Annotated in this window: 19 protein-coding genes; 9 read left to right on the forward strand and 10 right to left on the reverse strand. The window is 63.0% G+C overall.

Translation table 11 applies throughout. The features are described 5' to 3' along the window. Window positions 1–10: 10 nt before the first annotated feature. Window positions 11–496, reverse strand: a complete 486-nt coding sequence (locus VDP79_RS07490) for an Lrp/AsnC family transcriptional regulator (RefSeq protein ID WP_323016987.1) — start codon at window positions 494–496, stop codon at window positions 11–13. A gap of 120 nt (window positions 497–616) precedes the next feature. Here VDP79_RS07490 and VDP79_RS07495 point away from each other — a divergent pair, with 120 nt between their 5' ends. The 5 genes from VDP79_RS07495 to hslU all read left to right on the forward strand — a co-directional run bounded on the left by VDP79_RS07495 (window position 617) and on the right by hslU (window position 5427). Beyond that, window positions 617–1600, forward strand: coding sequence for a nucleoside recognition domain-containing protein (locus tag VDP79_RS07495; protein ID WP_323016988.1), 984 nt, complete (start codon window positions 617–619; stop codon window positions 1598–1600). Between the two features lie 166 nt (window positions 1601–1766). Beyond that, window positions 1767–2879, forward strand: coding sequence for a GTP-binding protein (locus tag VDP79_RS07500; protein WP_323016989.1), 1113 nt, complete (start codon window positions 1767–1769; stop codon window positions 2877–2879). A gap of 78 nt (window positions 2880–2957) precedes the next feature. Then, on the forward strand, window positions 2958–3398 hold the full coding sequence (dksA, locus tag VDP79_RS07505; protein ID WP_323016990.1) for an RNA polymerase-binding protein DksA: 441 nt from the start codon (window positions 2958–2960) through the stop codon (window positions 3396–3398). Between the two features lie 155 nt (window positions 3399–3553). Continuing rightward, window positions 3554–4087, forward strand: coding sequence for an ATP-dependent protease subunit HslV (gene hslV / locus VDP79_RS07510; protein ID WP_323017606.1), 534 nt, complete (start codon window positions 3554–3556; stop codon window positions 4085–4087). 8 nt (window positions 4088–4095) lie between these two features. Continuing rightward, window positions 4096–5427, forward strand: coding sequence for an ATP-dependent protease ATPase subunit HslU (gene hslU, locus VDP79_RS07515; RefSeq protein ID WP_323017607.1), 1332 nt, complete (start codon window positions 4096–4098; stop codon window positions 5425–5427). Between the two features lie 74 nt (window positions 5428–5501). Here the strand turns inward: hslU and VDP79_RS07520 are convergent, their stop codons facing one another. Further along, window positions 5502–5846: a copper-binding protein gene (locus tag VDP79_RS07520; protein ID WP_323017608.1), complete on the reverse strand. Its 345-nt coding sequence runs from the start codon at window positions 5844–5846 to the stop codon at window positions 5502–5504. A gap of 122 nt (window positions 5847–5968) precedes the next feature. Here VDP79_RS07520 and VDP79_RS07525 point away from each other — a divergent pair, with 122 nt between their 5' ends. Both VDP79_RS07525 and VDP79_RS07530 read left to right on the forward strand, forming a co-directional pair. Next, window positions 5969–6403 carry a GNAT family N-acetyltransferase gene (locus VDP79_RS07525; protein ID WP_323017632.1) on the forward strand — a complete coding sequence of 145 codons (435 nt, stop codon included), beginning with the start codon at window positions 5969–5971 and terminating at the stop codon, window positions 6401–6403. Window positions 6404–6445: 42 nt separating this feature from the next. After that, a complete protein-coding gene (locus tag VDP79_RS07530) occupies window positions 6446–6997 on the forward strand; it encodes a cob(I)yrinic acid a,c-diamide adenosyltransferase (protein ID WP_323017609.1) in 552 nt (183 codons plus the stop codon). On the opposite strand, the gene VDP79_RS07535 is transcribed toward VDP79_RS07530, so the two are convergent. Together VDP79_RS07535 and VDP79_RS07540 are read right to left on the reverse strand one after the other, a co-directional pair. Continuing rightward, window positions 6988–7515, reverse strand: a complete 528-nt coding sequence (locus VDP79_RS07535; protein ID WP_323017610.1) for a carboxymuconolactone decarboxylase family protein — start codon at window positions 7513–7515, stop codon at window positions 6988–6990. The genes VDP79_RS07530 and VDP79_RS07535 overlap by 10 nt on opposite strands. 66 nt (window positions 7516–7581) lie before the next feature. Further along, a complete protein-coding gene (locus VDP79_RS07540) occupies window positions 7582–8907 on the reverse strand; it encodes an aspartate aminotransferase family protein (RefSeq protein ID WP_323017611.1) in 1326 nt (441 codons plus the stop codon). 125 nt (window positions 8908–9032) lie between these two features. On the opposite strand from VDP79_RS07540, the gene VDP79_RS07545 reads away from it, so the two are divergent. Together VDP79_RS07545 and VDP79_RS07550 are read left to right on the forward strand one after the other, a co-directional pair. Further along, the gene (locus VDP79_RS07545; RefSeq protein ID WP_323017612.1) at window positions 9033–9824 is read left to right on the forward strand and encodes a MurR/RpiR family transcriptional regulator; all 792 of its coding nucleotides are present in this window, start codon (window positions 9033–9035) and stop codon (window positions 9822–9824) included. An 83-nt stretch (window positions 9825–9907) separates the two neighbouring features. Continuing rightward, window positions 9908–10933, forward strand: coding sequence for a C45 family peptidase (locus VDP79_RS07550; RefSeq protein WP_323017613.1), 1026 nt, complete (start codon window positions 9908–9910; stop codon window positions 10931–10933). Here VDP79_RS07550 and VDP79_RS07555 read toward each other — a convergent pair whose 3' ends face one another. The 6 genes from VDP79_RS07555 to VDP79_RS07580 all read right to left on the reverse strand — a co-directional run bounded on the left by VDP79_RS07555 (window position 10934) and on the right by VDP79_RS07580 (window position 16330). Further along, window positions 10934–11251 carry a c-type cytochrome gene (locus tag VDP79_RS07555; RefSeq protein ID WP_323017614.1) on the reverse strand — a complete coding sequence of 106 codons (318 nt, stop codon included), beginning with the start codon at window positions 11249–11251 and terminating at the stop codon, window positions 10934–10936. A gap of 138 nt (window positions 11252–11389) precedes the next feature. Then, entirely contained in the window at window positions 11390–12472 is a 1083-nt protein-coding gene (nirK, locus tag VDP79_RS07560) for a copper-containing nitrite reductase (RefSeq protein ID WP_323017615.1), read from the reverse strand. Window positions 12473–12666: 194 nt separating this feature from the next. Continuing rightward, window positions 12667–13446: a formylglycine-generating enzyme family protein gene (locus tag VDP79_RS07565; protein WP_323017616.1), complete on the reverse strand. Its 780-nt coding sequence runs from the start codon at window positions 13444–13446 to the stop codon at window positions 12667–12669. A 700-nt stretch (window positions 13447–14146) separates the two neighbouring features. Then, a complete protein-coding gene (lipB, locus tag VDP79_RS07570; RefSeq protein ID WP_323017617.1) occupies window positions 14147–14797 on the reverse strand; it encodes a lipoyl(octanoyl) transferase LipB in 651 nt (216 codons plus the stop codon). 12 nt (window positions 14798–14809) lie between these two features. Then, window positions 14810–15085, reverse strand: coding sequence for a DUF493 family protein (locus VDP79_RS07575; RefSeq protein ID WP_323017618.1), 276 nt, complete (start codon window positions 15083–15085; stop codon window positions 14810–14812). Between the two features lie 9 nt (window positions 15086–15094). Beyond that, complete coding sequence (locus VDP79_RS07580) at window positions 15095–16330, reverse strand: D-alanyl-D-alanine carboxypeptidase family protein (protein WP_416233069.1); 1236 nt, start codon at window positions 16328–16330, stop codon at window positions 15095–15097. Between the last annotated feature and the right edge of the window lie 117 nt (window positions 16331–16447).

Genomic DNA, 16447 nt, shown 5'->3' on the forward strand with positions numbered 1-16447 from the left:
TTTGGAAAATTTATAGCGAGACCGGCAGTTCGGTGGTCTCTTTGATGGATTGCAAGGCGAAACTGCTGCGGATATCCACGACGGCAGGGTGGCGCATCAGCGTATCCATGGCAAAGCGTGAGAAGGCGGACAGGTCCGGCACCTGTACGCGCAACAGATAGTCCATGTCGCCGGACATGGCATAGCACTGCATGACTTCGGGCCAGCCTTGCACGTCCTTGGCAAAACCGGAGATCGCGCTGTGTTCGGCGCGGTGGGTTTTGTCCAGACGGACGGATATATAGGCCAGCAAGCCCAGGCCCAGCCGTTCCGGGTCGGCCAGCGCAACATAGCGGCGGATATAACCCTGCTCTTCCAGACGCTTGACCCGCCGCAGGCAGGGGCTGGGCGACAGATCGACCCGCTGGGCGAGTTCTTGGTTGCTGATACGGCCATCCTGCTGCAGATGCGTCAGGATGAGTCGATCGATCTGGTCCAGGTCCTCGGCAGGCGTCATGGGGTTCCACATATAGATAAAGAATCTCGAAGGCTTCCAGAATAGAGGCAGGACGGCTGCATGGCAATCAGGGACTATTCCCTGTAAAGTCGGCGTCTCGTTCACCGAGGCCGTCTCACGATGCTTCACTATCTGAATACCATCCGCCAGCGCAGCACGCGTATGTTCATGACCATCGCCCGCATCATGGTGCCGGTCATGGTCATTGTCTATATAGCAGACCGTGTAGGCCTGGTGCGGCTGGCGGGCGAAGCCCTGGCGCCCGCCATGGCCCTGCTGGGCCTGCCTCCGCAAGCCGGCATCATCTGGGTCACCACGGTCATCACCAATATTTACGGCGGCATGGCCTCGATGGCCGCGCTGTCAGACAGCCTGCAGATGAACGTGGCCCAGATCAGCGCCTTGGGCGCCATGATGCTGTTCGCCCACAATGTCCCCACCGAACAATCCGTCGTCCGCCGCGCGGGCGCCAGCGCCCTGGTCACGGGTGGACTGCGGCTGGTGGTCGGTATTCTGTATGGCGCCGCCGTAACGTGGACATGCCAGGCGCTGGGCTTGCTGCAGGACCCGGTGTCGTTTGCCTGGATGGGCCAGGATGCAAGCCTGACGCAGGGACCGCCGGATGTCATTACCTGGCTGCTGTCCACGCTGCAATCCTTGCTGCTGGTGCTGGTCGTGATCATCGGCATGGTAATTCTGCTGGATTTGCTGGAACGACTGGGCTTCACTCGCCTGGTGACCCGCCTGCTGACCCCGGTGCTGCGCCTGTCCGGTCTGGAAGAACGCGCCGCCCCCCTGACGACCGTGGGCGTGCTGCTGGGCCTGGCCTATGGCGGCGCCCTGATCATCGACGCCGCGGAGCGCGAGGACTTCAGCCCCCGCACGCGCCTGCTGGCCCTGTCCTGGCTATCACTATGTCATGCGCTGATCGAAGACACTCTATTGATTCTGGCCCTGGGCGCCAACATCTGGGTGATCCTGGTACTGCGCGGACTGCTGACCCTGGGCATCCTGGCGATGATCGCCGCCCTGACGCAGCCCCACACCCGCTGGGGCAGGCGTCTGGCCGCCCAGGCGACGCGCACATCCACCCGGACGCGCTGAGGCCTCAGCCCAATCGGCGCTTGTTCCCGATCAAGTTTGCCCTAAACCCCGGCCTATGATGTAATCGCATGCTGATCGCTCGAACCCCTTGACAAGGACCGCAAAGCCGGTATGACATTCCGGCAGACGGCATCACCGGGACAGCGCATCGCATCCGAGGTCATTCATGAACGCTGCCAATCCTGCCCAAACACCTGATTCCATGATCCCCGTCACCGTGCTGACGGGATTTCTGGGGGCGGGCAAAACCACCCTCTTGCGCCGCATCCTGACGGAATTCCATGGCCAGCGCATCGCCGTTATCGAAAACGAATTCGGCGAGGAAAACATCGACAACGATCTGCTGGTGCAAGACCGCGACGAGCAGATCGTCGAACTGAGCAACGGCTGCGTCTGCTGCACGGTGCGCGGCGACCTGATCCGCACCCTGCACGATCTGGCCGCCCGCCGCAAAGATGGCGGCATCCGGTTTGATCGCGTCATCATCGAAACCACCGGCATGGCCAACCCCGGGCCGGTATGCCAGACCTTTTTCATGGATGACGACATCGCCGAGACCTATCGGCTGGACGCCGTCATCACGGTGGTCGATGCCAAACACGGCATGGCCGCCCTGGACCGCCAGGAAGAAGCGCAGCGCCAGGTCGGCTTCGCCGACCGCATCCTGATTTCCAAGAAAGACCTGGTCAACGAGGCCGACTACGAAGCCCTGCGCAGCCGTCTGGTGCGCATCAATCCCCGCGCTTCGATCACGCCCGTGCATTTTGGCGAAACCGACCTGCATACGCTGCTGGACGTCAGCGGCTTTGATCTGGACGCGATCCTGAATATCGACCCCGCCTTCCTGGCGGAAGAAGAAGTCCACGATCACCACGGCCACGATCATGATCATGATCACAAGCACGATCATGACGAAGACGACCATGTCTGCGGCTCGGGCTGCACGCATGACCACCATGACCATCACCACGCCCATCACAGCGACGACATCGGCGCCTTTGTGTTCCGATCCAAGCGGGCTTTTGATCCAGAGCGCCTGGAAGACTTCCTGGGCGGCATCGTCCAGGTCTATGGCCCCGACCTGCTGCGCTACAAAGGCATCCTCTATATCAAGGGCATCAACCGCCGCATGATCTTCCAGGGCGTGCACATGATGATGGGCGCCGAACCCGGCGCCCCCTGGAAAGCCAGTGAAAAACCGAATACCCGGCTGGTGTTCATCGGCCGTAAACTGCCTCAGGACATCTTTACTCAGGGGCTCGAACAATGCCTGGCCTGACCGCCCACCCCACGCTGCCCCGCTGTACTTTCGGGATGCGGACGACAGGCCCCGGCTCATAATAAGGAAGGACACAACATGGCTAGCAAATCCAGCGCCAAATCCGCGCCCAAGACCATGACAGAAAAAGAACTGTTGGCGATGCCCGAACAGGACTACATGAATGCCGCCCAGCTTGCCTTCTTCCGAGATCGCCTGCACCAGCTCGAACATGAAATCCTGACCAATGCGGGCGCCACCACTGAAAACCTGCGTGAAACCCAATATGTCCCCGACCCGGCCGACCGCGCCACCATCGAGGAAGAACACGCACTGGAACTGCGTACCCGGGACCGCGAACGGAAACTGCTGAAAAAGGTCCAGCAATCCATCTCCCGCATCGATGCCGGGGAATACGGCTGGTGTGAAGAAACCGGCGAACCCATCGGCATCGCCCGCCTGCTGGCGCGGCCCACGGCCACGCTCTCGCTGGAAGCTCAAGAACGCCGCGAAATGCGGCAAAAGCTCTACGGCGACTGAGCATTCCAGACGCACCGGACGCTTGACGGACAGCTCTTGCCCCCTGAGGGGCAGGAGCTGTTTTCATATCCCCTGCCGGATCGGAACATCCCCGGCATCCCTTGAACTTCAGCGCCGCCATCCCCATCTGCTAGGTCTTGGACCAAGAGAACGCCATGGAACAATTTCACGCCACCACCATCGTCTGCGTCCGGCGCGGCAACGACGTCGCCTTGGGCGGCGACGGCCAGGTCACCCTGGGCAACATCGTCATCAAGGGTACGGCCCGCAAGATCCGCCGCCTGTACCACGACAAAGTCCTGGCCGGTTTTGCCGGCGCCACGGCAGACGCTTTCACGCTGCAGGAACGCTTCGAGGCCAAGCTGGAAAAACACCAGGGCCACCTGATGCGCGCAGCCGTCGAACTGACCCGCGACTGGCGCACCGACCGCGTGCTGCGCCGCCTGGAAGCCATGCTGATCGTAGCTGACCAAGAGCACACCCTGATTCTGACCGGCAACGGCGACGTCCTGGAACCCGAACACGGCATTGCCGCCATCGGATCGGGGGGCGCCTACGCCCAGTCAGCCGCCCGCGCACTGCTGGATGCCACCGACATGACGCCCGCCGAGGTCGTCAAGAAATCCCTGGAAATCGCCGGGGACCTGTGCATCTATACGAATCAGAACCACATCGTCGAAACGCTATAAGGCCCGCCATGTCCGCCACTCCCATGACCCCCAAAGAAATCGTTTCGGAACTGGACAAGAATATCGTCGGCCAGGACAAGGCCAAACGGTCGGTCGCCGTGGCGCTGCGCAACCGCTGGCGCCGCCTGCAGGTGCCCGAGCCCCTGCGCCGCGAGATCGTGCCCAAGAACATCCTGATGATCGGCCCTACTGGCGTCGGCAAGACCGAAATCGCTCGCCGTCTGGCCCGCCTGGCCAATGCCCCCTTCATCAAGATCGAAGCCACCAAATTCACGGAAGTCGGCTACGTCGGCCGCGACGTGGACACCATCGTGCGCGATCTGGTGGACGTCGCCATCAAGCAGATACGCGAAACGGAAACACGCCGCGTACGCACCCAGGCCGAAGACGCCGCCGAAGACCGCATCCTGGATGCCTTGCTGCCGCCTTCACGCAATGCCCACGGCGAACCCGAGCGCGAGGAAAACAACACCCGCCAGGTATTCCGCAAACGCCTGCGCGAAGGCAAGCTCGACGACACGATGATCGACATCGAAGTCGCCCAGTCGCCCGCCCACATGGAAATCATGGCGCCGCCGGGCATGGAGGAAATGACCGAGCAGCTGCGCGGCATGTTCGCCGGCCTGTCGCAGGGCAAGACCAAGGCGCGCAAGCTGTCGGTCAAGGAAGCCTTTCGCCTGCTGACCGAAGAAGAAGCCGCCCGCCGTATCAACGAGGAAGATCTGCGCACCCAGGCAATCGCACTGGCGCAAGAGCACGGCATCGTCTTTCTGGATGAAATCGACAAGATCGCCACCCGCCAGGAAGCCGGCGGGGCGGACGTCTCGCGCCAGGGTGTGCAGCGCGATCTGCTGCCACTGGTCGAAGGCACCACCGTCAATACCAAATACGGCATGGTGCATACCGATCACATCCTGTTCATCGCCTCGGGCGCCTTTCACCTGTCCCGGCCATCTGACCTGATCCCCGAGTTGCAGGGGCGCTTTCCGATCCGGGTGGAACTGGATTCCCTGAGCGCCGAGGATTTCGTGCGCATCCTGAGCGCCACCGACGCCTCGCTGACCAAACAGTACAGCGCCTTGATGGCCACGGAAGACGTCACCCTGGAATTCACCGAAGCCGGCATCCAGCGCCTGGCCGAGCTGGCCTTCGAGGTCAACGAGCGCACGGAAAACATCGGCGCACGGCGTCTGTATACCGTCATGGAAAAATTGCTGGAAGACCTGTCATTCGAGGCGGCCAGCCCTGGGGCGCAATCCGTGGTGATCGATGCGGACTACGTGAATGACAAACTGTCGGAAACCGCCAGCAGCCAGGACCTGGCGCGCTACGTGCTGTAAATTCCCCCATGCCTGCCGCCCCGCGCGGCGCACCGGCATCCCCGCCCGGAATTGCATCCCGGCGGGGGTTTTTTTTATTGTTTCTGCAAGGCGGTGATCTGATACTGTCCGCTGGCGCGCTGCGCGGTAAAGTCCACGGAATCCCCGACGGCGATCCCCGACAGCAGGGCCGGATCAGCGTGGTAGACCAGTGTCATGGCGGGCAGGTCCAGTTTGCTGATCGCGCCATGCCGGATGGCGATCTTGCCGGCGACGGCATCGACGCGCACGACCTGGCCGCTGGCCTGGGCCTGCACCGGCTGAGTCTGCGCCACCGCCAGCACAGGCAGCGCCAGGGCCACAGCAACCGCAGCGGGGGCAATGATGCCATGGCCCGCCAAGGGCGCAGCAGCCAGGATGTTCAAAGCACGAAAACGCATGGGCTACACTCCGTCTGTTCATTCAAGCATAACGCGAAACAGAGTTCATTTTGCCCATTCCTGTTCCCGGCTACACCCTGCGGCCCGCCACCGAATCCGACATCCCCGCCATCCATGCCCTGATGGTTGAAATGGCCATCTTTGAAAAACTGACGGATATTTTCAAAGCCACCCACGACAGCTTGCGCAGCAGCTTTTTCGGTGCTGAACCCGCCGCCCGCTGCCTGGTCATCACGACCGACACGGCCCCGGACACCGCCATCGCCTACATCATGTGGTTCCACAACTATTCCAGTTTTCTGGACCGGCGCGGCCTGTATCTGGAAGACGTCTATATTTCCCCCGCCCACCGCGGGCAGGGCTTGGGCGGCTGGGTGTTGAAACATCTGGCGGCCATGGCGGTCGAGATGGGCTGCGGCCGATTCGAATGGGTCGTGCTGGACTGGAACCAGAACGCCATCGATTTCTACAAGCACCACGGCGGCGAAATCCTGGACGACTGGCGGGTCGTGCGCGTGACAGGCGACGCCCTGCTGCGCCTGGCCGCGCAGGATTGACCCCGACCGCCCCCCTTTTCAGCGCCCTGTTCAGGAGTTTTCATGTCGATCCGCGTCTCTATCGTATCCACCCGCACCGGTGATGACGGCACCACTGGCCTGGGCGACAAGACCCGCGTGCCCAAGGATGCCCCGCGCATCACCGCGCTGGGTGATGTGGACGAACTGAACAGCGCCATCGGGCTGTGGCGCACCACCGCGCTGCCGCCTGCCGTCGATACGCTGCTCAACCGTATCCAGCATGACCTGTTCGATCTGGGCGGCGAGCTGTGCATCCCCGGCTGGACGGCGCTGAAGGAAGAACACGTGCTGCGCCTGGATGAAGCCCTGGCGCATTACAACGCCGAACTGGGTCCGCTGCAGGAATTCATCCTGCCGGGCGGCTGCCCGGCTGCCGCCCATGCCCACCTGGCCCGGACCATCGCCCGCCGCGCAGAACGGGCAGTGGTGACGCTATCGCGCCAGGAAACCGTGAATCCGCCGGTGTTGCATTATCTGAACCGCCTGTCGGACCTGTGCTTTGTGCTGGCCCGCTACCTGAACCGGGCGGCAGGCGCCACCGACGTCCTGTGGGAACGAGACGATCAGCGTTGATCGTCGGAATGCACCTGCAGCGCTTCCAGAAACCGCGACACCATGTTGTAGGCGGCGATCGTTGCGGTCAGTTCCACCAGTTCCGAGTCTGAAAAACATGCCCGGACCGCATTGAACACGGCGTCGGGCACCTGGACCGAACGCGTCATGGCATCCGTATAGGCCAGCACGGCGGTTTCACGGGCATCAAACAGCCCTGCCGGCCATTCGGCCAGCGCCAAGACATCCAGCTGATCCTGCCGCAAGCCTTCGCGCAACGCAATCGGCGCATGCTGGTCTGCTTCATAGGGGGCGCGATTCAGATGGGCGATCCGCATGATCACCAGTTCGCGCAATGCGCCGTTCAAGCCGGATTTCTGGCGAATCGCCGTCAGATACGTCAGCCAGCCTTCGGCCACCGCAGGGCTGTGCAACAGCATCTGATACAGGTGCAGTACGCTGCCGCGTTCCGCCACGATGCGCTCCGCCAGTCCGGCGGCAGCGCCTTGAGTCAAATCGGCATAAGACAATCTGGCCATGCGGGCCTCCATTGAAAAGCCGGGCGCCACGCCCGGCAAGCATGCATTATCGAGGCTGCGCCGCCTTCAGGCCGGCAGAACCTGGCGCACCGTGCGGTCCAGGCGATCCACGATCTGGTCGATATCCGCCGCCGTGCAGATGAAAGGCGGCGCCAGCAGCACATGATCGCCATGCACTCCGTCGATGGTGCCGCCCATGGGATACATCATCAGACCGTTTTCCATAGCCTGCCGTTTCAGCGCCGCATGGGTTTTCAGCGCCGGATCCAGCACGGCCTTGGTCGCGCGGTCCTGCACGAACTCGACACCGACGAACAGGCCTCGGCCACGAATGTCGCCCACATTCGGATGATCGGCGAAGACTTCCCGCAGCCGGGTCCGCAGCTGTTCGCCTCGCGCCTGGACATTGGCCAACAAGCCATCGCGCTCGATCACGCGCTGTACGGCCAGCGCAGCCGCGCAAGCCGTGGCATGCCCCATATAGGTATGGCCATGCTGAAAAAAGCCGCTGCCCTGCACGATGGTGTCATAGATGCGGCGGCTGGCCAGCATGGCGCCGATCGGCTGGTAGCCGGCCCCCAGGCCTTTGGCGATGGTCAGGATATCAGGGGCCACGCCGTCTTCGGCGCAAGCGAACAGATGCCCGGTGCGCCCCATGCCGGACATGACTTCGTCCAGAATCAGCAGCACCCCATGACGGTCGCATACCTGGCGGATACCTTGCAGGTAGGTGCGCACCGGCGGCACGGCGCCGGCCGTCGCGCCGACCACGGTCTCGGCCACAAACGCCGCCACCCGCCCTGGCCCGATGGACCGGATCATGGCGTCCAATTCATCGGCCAGGCGCTGCGCATAGGATTCTTCGGTTTCATCCGGCCGCTGGTCGCGGTAGGCATAGCAGGGCGATACATGGCTGGCCGGCGTCAACAGCGGCAGAAACGGCTGACGCCGCCAGGCGTTGCCGCCGATGGCCAAGGCCCCCAGCGTATTGCCGTGATAGCTTTGACGCCGGGCGATGAACTGGCTGCGGTCCGTTTCGCCCCGTTCGACGAAATACTGCCGGGCCAGCTTCAACGCCGCCTCGACCGCCTCGGACCCGCCGGAGACGAAATACACGTGATCCAGATCGCCGGGGGCCCGCTGCGCCAGAAAATCCGCCAGCTCTTCGCACGCCTGCGTCGTGAAGAAGGAAGAATGGGCATACGCCACCTGATCCAGCTGCGCCTTGATGGCGGCAATCACATCCGGATGCCCATGGCCCAGGCAGGACACGGCCGCCCCGCCGGACGCATCCAGGTACTGGCGCCCATCCTCGTCAAACAGGGAAACCCCCTGGCCGCGCACCGCGCGTTTCAGCGTATGCTGGGGATTCCGGTGAAATACATGTGTCATGAAAGGGCCTCGCTGCCCTATAGGGCCAAGCACAAAAACCAGTGAATTCAACAAATGTTTCGTATATCATATATCATGAAACACTTGAATGTATTCTTGATCGACTCTTCGCCTACGCTTCTGTCATGTCTGCCCCACACTCCCCCGACGAGCTGATTCAGCACATCCAGTCGCAATTCACGACCCTGAGCCCGCAGTTCCAGGCCAGCGCCCGCTACCTGATCGATCATCCGGCCCAGGTTTCGACGCTATCGGCCCGTAAACTGGCGGCGCTGGCCGGCGTACAACCCGCGACCCTGGTGCGCCTGGCGCAGCATCTGGGATATGCCGGCTGGGATGCACTGAAATCGGTCTTTACCCGCGAATTGCAGCAGCGGCCCGGCGGCTATGCCGCCCGCGCCCAGTCTTTGGTCGAACGACCGGAATCCGAACAAACCGCCTGGCACAACGCCAGCCAGCAGCAATCCCGCAACCTGATGGCGCTGGAAGCCGTCAACCGCCAGGCCATGCACCGGGTCATCACCCATCTGGCCGCTACGCAGCGCATCGTCATCGCGGGGTTCCGTTCATCCTATCCCCCGGCATTCAGCCTGTGCTACCTATGCAGCCTGTTTCGTTCCGATGTCCAGCTGCTGCACAATGCCGGCGGCACCATGAGCCTGGACCTGCATCACCTGCAACCGACGGATACGGTCATTCTCATCAGTTACGCGCCCTATTCCCGCGAAATCCTGCAAGTCGCCCAGGCGGCCCGCGCACGCCGCTGCACGGTGCTGGCCCTGTGCGACAGCCAGGTGGCCCCGATCGCCTTGCAGGCCGATCATGTGCTGCTCTTTCCGACCCAGGGGCATTCTTTTTTTTCCCCTCGACTGTCGCTACCCAGGCGCTGGTCGAAATGCTGGCCCAGCAACTGCTGACGCACAGCGGTGAACGCGCCATCACCGCCTTGTCTCAGGCCGAAGACCAACTGCACGCTACCGGCGCTTATCTGTGAATTGTCATGACGTCTGATTCCCTTTCCCTGTCCTGGCTGGACGCTCACGGTTCTCATCACGACATCGGCCTGGCCTTGGGACGATGGGGCGCGCGGGCCTGTCGACAGCACCTGATCCATTCCGACGCCTGGGCGCAGGTCATGGCGCACCGCCACCACCCGGCTATCCCGGCGTTACGGGCCTTGCTGCATCAGCATTTTCCCTGGATCGAACAGGAACTCGCCGGCCTGGCCGCAGGCCTGGAGCTGGCGCCCGAAGACGTATTCCTGTGGAACTGCCGGGGAGATCTATGGGCGCTGGCGCCCGATGGCTGCACCACGGTCCTGGCGCCGCAGCGATTGAGCCACAACGAAGACGGCGATCCCGGATTCGCCGGCGCTTGCGGCCTGGCCAAAATCCGGCCTATCGACGCACCGGCCTTCGTCTCGTTTCTATACCCGGGATCCCTGCCCGGCCACACTTTTGCCGTCAACCAGGCGGGACTGGCGATCACCGTCAACAATGTCCGCGCCCGGCAGGCGCAGGCCGCGGGGCTGCCGCGCATGATGCTGACCCGCGCCCTGTTGACCGCCCAGACGCCGGCCCAGGCCATCGCCCTGCTGCAGGCGCACCCCCGCATGGGTGCATTTCACCTGGGCATCGGCCAGGCAGGCGCAAAAGGCACCTTCAGTGTGGAATTCAGCCAGCAGGCCGTCTCGATCCAGACGGTCCGTCAGGCCAGGCGCCTGCATGCCAACCATGCGTTGCATGATGCGCAACAGGACCTGCCGCAGATCATCACTGCCTCGTCCTCGCACCGTCAATCCCGGGGCGAAGCGCTGCTGGATCAAGATACCGCAGCGCTGGACATCCTGCGCGATACGGCAGACGCCGTCGAACCCATTTTGCGGCTGTCCCCGACCGATACCGATCAGGAAAACACGCTGGCGACGGCGGATATCGATCTGTCAGGCGAACTGGCGGACTGGGTTGTCTACCGCCCTGGCGACCACCAACCCGCCTATCGCTTCAACGGTCTGCACGCGTCCTGATTACTGGACGCGGCTGACCATGTATTCGACGGCAGCGCGCAGGCTTTCGTCATCGGCCTTGGTGCCGCCACGCGCCGGCATCGCGCCCTTGCCCTTGGTGGCGACGCTGACCATCTCGTCCATGCCGCGTGCAATCAGCGGCGCCCAAGCCTGCTTGTTGCCCAGCTTCGGGGCATTGGCCGCACCGGTGCTATGGCAAGCGATGCAAGCCGACTTGTAGAGTTTCTCGCCTTTTTTCAAGGTGCCCGCATCCGACGCGACCGACAGAGCCGGAACCAGGGCCAGACTCAGGACGGCAAGGCTTAGTGTCTTCAACATACTCATCTCCATGTGTCAGGCGTCGCTTTTGATCAGGCGCCTTTCTGTTCAAGGTGCCCGGCCGGACCATCCGGCCGGGAGTTCAGGGTTCTTCGGCAGCAGCCCATGCTGTCCGCCCGGAGAACCCCGTCCTGCGGCTTACTTGATGGGGCTGGGCGCCGAGATCTGCTTCATCAGATCGTCGTTCCACTTGCCGTCCACCTTCACGTGGCCCGCCGCACCCAATTCGAAGGCTTCGATCAGGTTGTGGTTCACGTAGGCATAGATGCCCGGCTGCTTGAAGGTGTAGAGCGCCGCCCCGGCGGTGCCGCCCGGAATGAACCAGGTCTCCAGGTTGCGTTCCGGCTTGTTGATGAACTTGCCGGTGGCCCAGACGTAGTCGCCATGCCCGCCGATCAGGTGCGGACGCGTGTCGCGGTTGGCCGTGGAGTGGATGAACAACACGGTTTCGCCAACCTTGGCCGGCAGCGCGCCTTCACCCGTCAGGGCGCCGACCTTGCCGTTGAACACAATGTGCGAGGGGGTCAGCGTGCGCATGACTTCGACCGTATCGCCATAGCTTTCCAGCGGCGTGTCGTAGGACTTGTAGTTACCTTCCTCGTCCTTGGGGATGTACAGATCGAACTCACCGATGGTGTAGGCCTTGTCATAGGCCAGCTTCTTGCCATTGCCATCGGTCAGGCCTTCGCGTGGCAACACCATCAACGTACCGCTCATGCCCGACACCACGTGCCAAGGCACCATGCCTTCAGGCGCGCAGTGGTAAATGAACGTCCCGGTACGGTCCGCCTTGAACCGCAACACCGTCTTTTCACCCGGCTGGATCTTGGTCAACGTCGCACCGCCCAGCGCCCCGGTGGAGGCATGGAAGTCAATGTTGTGTTCCAGGGTGCTGCTCGTCGGATTGATCAGGGTCAGCTGCACGTAGTCGCCTTCATGCACCACCATGGTCGGGCCGGGCATCGTGCCGTTGAACGTCATGGCCTGCAGCGTCGTGCCGTTTTCCTCGTCGATGACGATCTTCTTTTCTTCGATCGTCATGGTGAACTCGACGACGCGCGGCTTGGCCGTGGTGGCCTGCTCGTGCTTCATCACATTAGGCGGGGCCACCAGCATAGGGCGGATATGCTCCAGCTTATCGGCAGGGTCTGCCAGTGCTGCGCCGCCTGCCAGCAAAGATGCCAGTGCCGTGGCTGCCATACACAGACGAAATACCTTCATATACAACTCCCTGATTGGATGACGTGTGTCTTCTTCGACGGCTTCATCATGTCATGTGCGGGGTTAACCCTTATTGCTCTGGATCAACCTCGTTCATGGGAAATTCAGGTGTTGTTCAAAAGACTTGATCTGGCGCAAAAGCAGCAGGGCCTCCTGCGCACAGGAGGCCCTGGATGGATGCGCCGGCACGACACTCAACTGGACCGAACCAGGCGAAACCCCAGATTGGCAGGCGGCAGGCCGATGGAACACGCGCCATTGCGCGGGTCGCGGATGAAATCCGGCATGGCAGCGATATGCGCGCCGGCCAGAATGCGCACGCCGCAGTTTTCACGGGGCGCCAGCGGCAGGGTTCCGACGCTGTGGCTGGCAAAGCAGGTGTCCGTCCATTCCCAGACGTTGCCGCCCATGTCGCTGACCCCCAGAGCATTGACGCCAAAATGCCCAAAAGACTGAGCGGATTTGACGCGACCCCGACGGCGGGTGATTTCCCGTTCGTATTCCGCCAACCAGCGCACGGACGGGTTGGCCGGATCAGATGGCAGGGCGCCTTCTTCCCGATATTGTTCCGCAGCGGCCCGCACCCATTCGGTGTAGTTCGGCAGCCGCCAGGTCTGGCCGGTTTCCCGCGACAGCCAGGCGGCGTAGGTGGTGGCATCCGACCAGCTGATGCCGACTGCGGGCAGGTCCGGGGCGCTCAACTCACGAAAGCCTTTGTCCAGCCGCTTGCAGGCGCCTGCCTGCACGCAACGGGCGTATTCCGCCTGGCTGACCTGGCGTCGCATGATGACCCATCCGCCCGCTACGCTGCCCTGGACGCGGGGCGCATCCACGGGCCGGCCTTGATCCAGGAATTCCCCGGCTGCCTGGTAGGTGAACTCGCCAGCGGGGATAGGAATGATGTCTATCGCAGGGGCGGCTTGGGCGACACTGATGACGGCGGCACATGCGGCGCCCGTCAGGGCGGCCTGCAACAGTGCTACGAGTGCGCCGACGGGACGGGGGATTTGCGTGCGGAGGGAGTCTGTTTCATGGAGGACCTCGTGGGGACCTCTCTATTGGACTCGGAAGCGTTGGTTGCTGTGTTGAGGCGGGTCAAAGGTTAGGGCTGTCGCCAGGTGGAGCGTGTGTGGGTGTTTTGCGCCCCAGCCAGCGGTCCGGCCTGTGGCCGGACTCCCCGGATCTGCCTCGTACGGGCGAGCGACGGGCAAACTCGGCCTTCGGCCTCAGACAGTGCCCCCCGCTTCCCCCGCCCTCCCTTCGTCAGCATCCGGCGCTGGCCGACCGGGCGCAAAACACCCACACACGTCCACCTGGCAAGGGGACCGAGATCTTGGTGTCAAAACACCCTTACTCTCTGTAAAAGTAAGACTGGACTAGGTAATGGTATCAAGCCTCAGAGGTAAACAGATGCTCAGCAGGCTCTCGAACTACAGGGGACCCGGCGGGGGTGGCGGCAGGGCAGTTGGCGACCGGTCGGGCGGGGCGGGAGACGAAGGGAGACAGGGGGAAGTCGGGGGCGTGTTTGAGGAGCGCAGCGACGAGTTCGCCCGCCGCCCTGTCGGACGAGGCAGATCCGGGAAGTCCGGCCACAGGCCGGACCGCCGTCTGGGGGGCCAACTGCCCTGCCGCCACCCCCGCAGCGCAAGAAGCAAACCCCTGCGTCCGCACGCTTCAGCCCGCCACAGATTCCCAGGCCGCCGTGAACCGCCGCGCCAGCCGCTCGCCGACATCGACCAAATCCGCACGGACCCCGCAGGACCGCACATCCACCGTCTGCAAGCCCGCATAACCGCAGGGATTGATCCCCGCAAAAGGGCCGAGATCCATATCCACGTTCAACGCCACCCCGTGATAGGCGCAGCCCCGGCGCACCTTGATGCCCAACGCCGCAATCTTTGCCAGCGCATCGCCCTGCGGATCGGACAGCGCTGATTGAGGCACATAAATCCCCGGCGCACCTGGCTTGCGGCAGGCCGACGGGACGCCCAGATCCGCCAGCACATCCAACACCGTCTGTTCCAGCAGCGTCACGAAATCGCGTACAAAGACCCGGTGGCGGCGCAGATCAACCAGCGTATACAGCACCACCTGCCCCGGGCCGTGATACGTCACCTGCCCCCCGCGATTGCAATGCACTACCGGGATGCCGTGCGGATTCAGGATATGGGATTCCAGGCCGGCCTGCCCCAGCGTATAGACGGGAGCATGTTCCACCAGCCACAGCGCGTCGGGGGTGTCCGCCCCGCGGTCTTCAGTGAAGTCCTGCATGGACTGCCAGACCGGCAGATACGGAGCGGGACGATTCAGCCAGCGCAACTGCATGCCATCGTCGTCCTACAGCACCACCGATACCATTTCATGCCCGTGCAAGGCACGGTACACCGCGTCCAGCTGTTCGCGCGAATGCACATGCACGGTCAGGGTCAACCCCAGATAATTGCCGCTGGAGCTGGGTCGCACCTCGATGGTCGCCGGATCAAAATCCGGGTCGAACCCACGGACCAACGTCGCCATTTCCGGCAGGAAGGCGTCCCCCGCCCGACCCATGACCTTGATCGGGAAATCGCAGGGATACTGGATCAGGGAGTCTTCCGGGCTGATCGTCGACATGCCGTTTCCTTATTGGAACATCAGGCGGACCTTGTCCACCAAGCGGCCAAAGAAACCCGCCTCGGGTACCGAATGCATCACCTGCAGCGGCACCTGCTTCAGGGTCTTGCCATCCAGCGTCACCAGCAACGTGCCGGCCTGGTCGCCCTCGGTCAGCGGCGCCATCAACGGTTGGGTATAACGGGCCTCGGTCTTGATCTGATCCGCCTGGCCACGCGGCACCGTCACCGACAGGGACTGGCTCACGCCCAGATCGGCGGTATCGGCCGCGCCTTCCCAGACACGGGCGGACACGGCCGGCTTGGTCTTGTCCAGCAACTGGACGGTATCGAAATTCTTGAAGCTCCAGTTCAGCAGCTTCAGGCTGCTTTCAGTGCGGGCAGCATCACTGGCTGCACCGACCAGCACCGACACCACCCGGCGCCCGTCGCGCAGCGCGGTCGCCACCAGGCAATAACCCGCCGACTGGGTATGACCGGTCTTCAGGCCATCCACGGTCGAATCCGCCCACAGCAGGCGATTGCGGTTGCTCTGCTTGATATTGTTGTAGGTGTATTCTTTTTGGCTGTCGTAATGCCGGTATTGCGGAAAGCGCTGCACCAGCGCACGTGCCAGCACGGCCAGGTCTTCGACCGTGGTGGTGTGATCCGGGTCGGGCAGACCGGTGGAATTGACGAAATGCGTCTGCGCCATACCCAGCGCTTTGGCTTGCTGATTCATCAGCGCAGCAAACGCGGATTCGCTGCCGGCGACGGCTTCGGCCAACGCGACGGTTGCGTCGTTGCCCGACTGCACCAACATGCCCTGCAGCAGATCATCGACCGACACTTCCGTGTTCGGGTTGATGAACATGCGCGAACCTTCGGTCTTCCAGGCCTTTTCGGAAATATGGATCATCTGATCGAGCTTCAGACGGCCGCTTTCCAGGGCCTCGAAAATCACATAGGCCGACATCAGCTTGGTCAGCGAGGCGGGCTCCACTGCACTGTTCGGGTTCTGCGCGGCAATGATCTGCCCGCTGGTGGCATCCAGCGTCAGCCAGGCTTTGACGCCTAGCGCCGGCGCGGGAATGTTCGACAATGCGCTGACGCCCTCGGCGGGTGTCGCCGCCGGCGCTTCGGCCACAGCGGGTGGCGGCGCGGCATCGGTGGCCGACCAGGCGGCCATCGGCGCCAGCAGTGCGCAACTGAGCGCCAGCGGCGCCAGACGGAAACGGCGAAGGGTCGGCAACAGAGCAGAGGTCATAGGCGTCATTGGAAAAAGAATAGGTGGCAAGAAAACATGGGGTCCATTATAGGCAGCGCCCTTGAGCGCTTCGCAGGCTGCTCCGCCGGAAATCGAGACAAAACGCAAGCAACTGAA

It is taken from the genome of Castellaniella sp., from assembly GCF_034675905.1.
Taxonomy (GTDB): Bacteria; Pseudomonadota; Gammaproteobacteria; order Burkholderiales; family Burkholderiaceae_B; genus Castellaniella.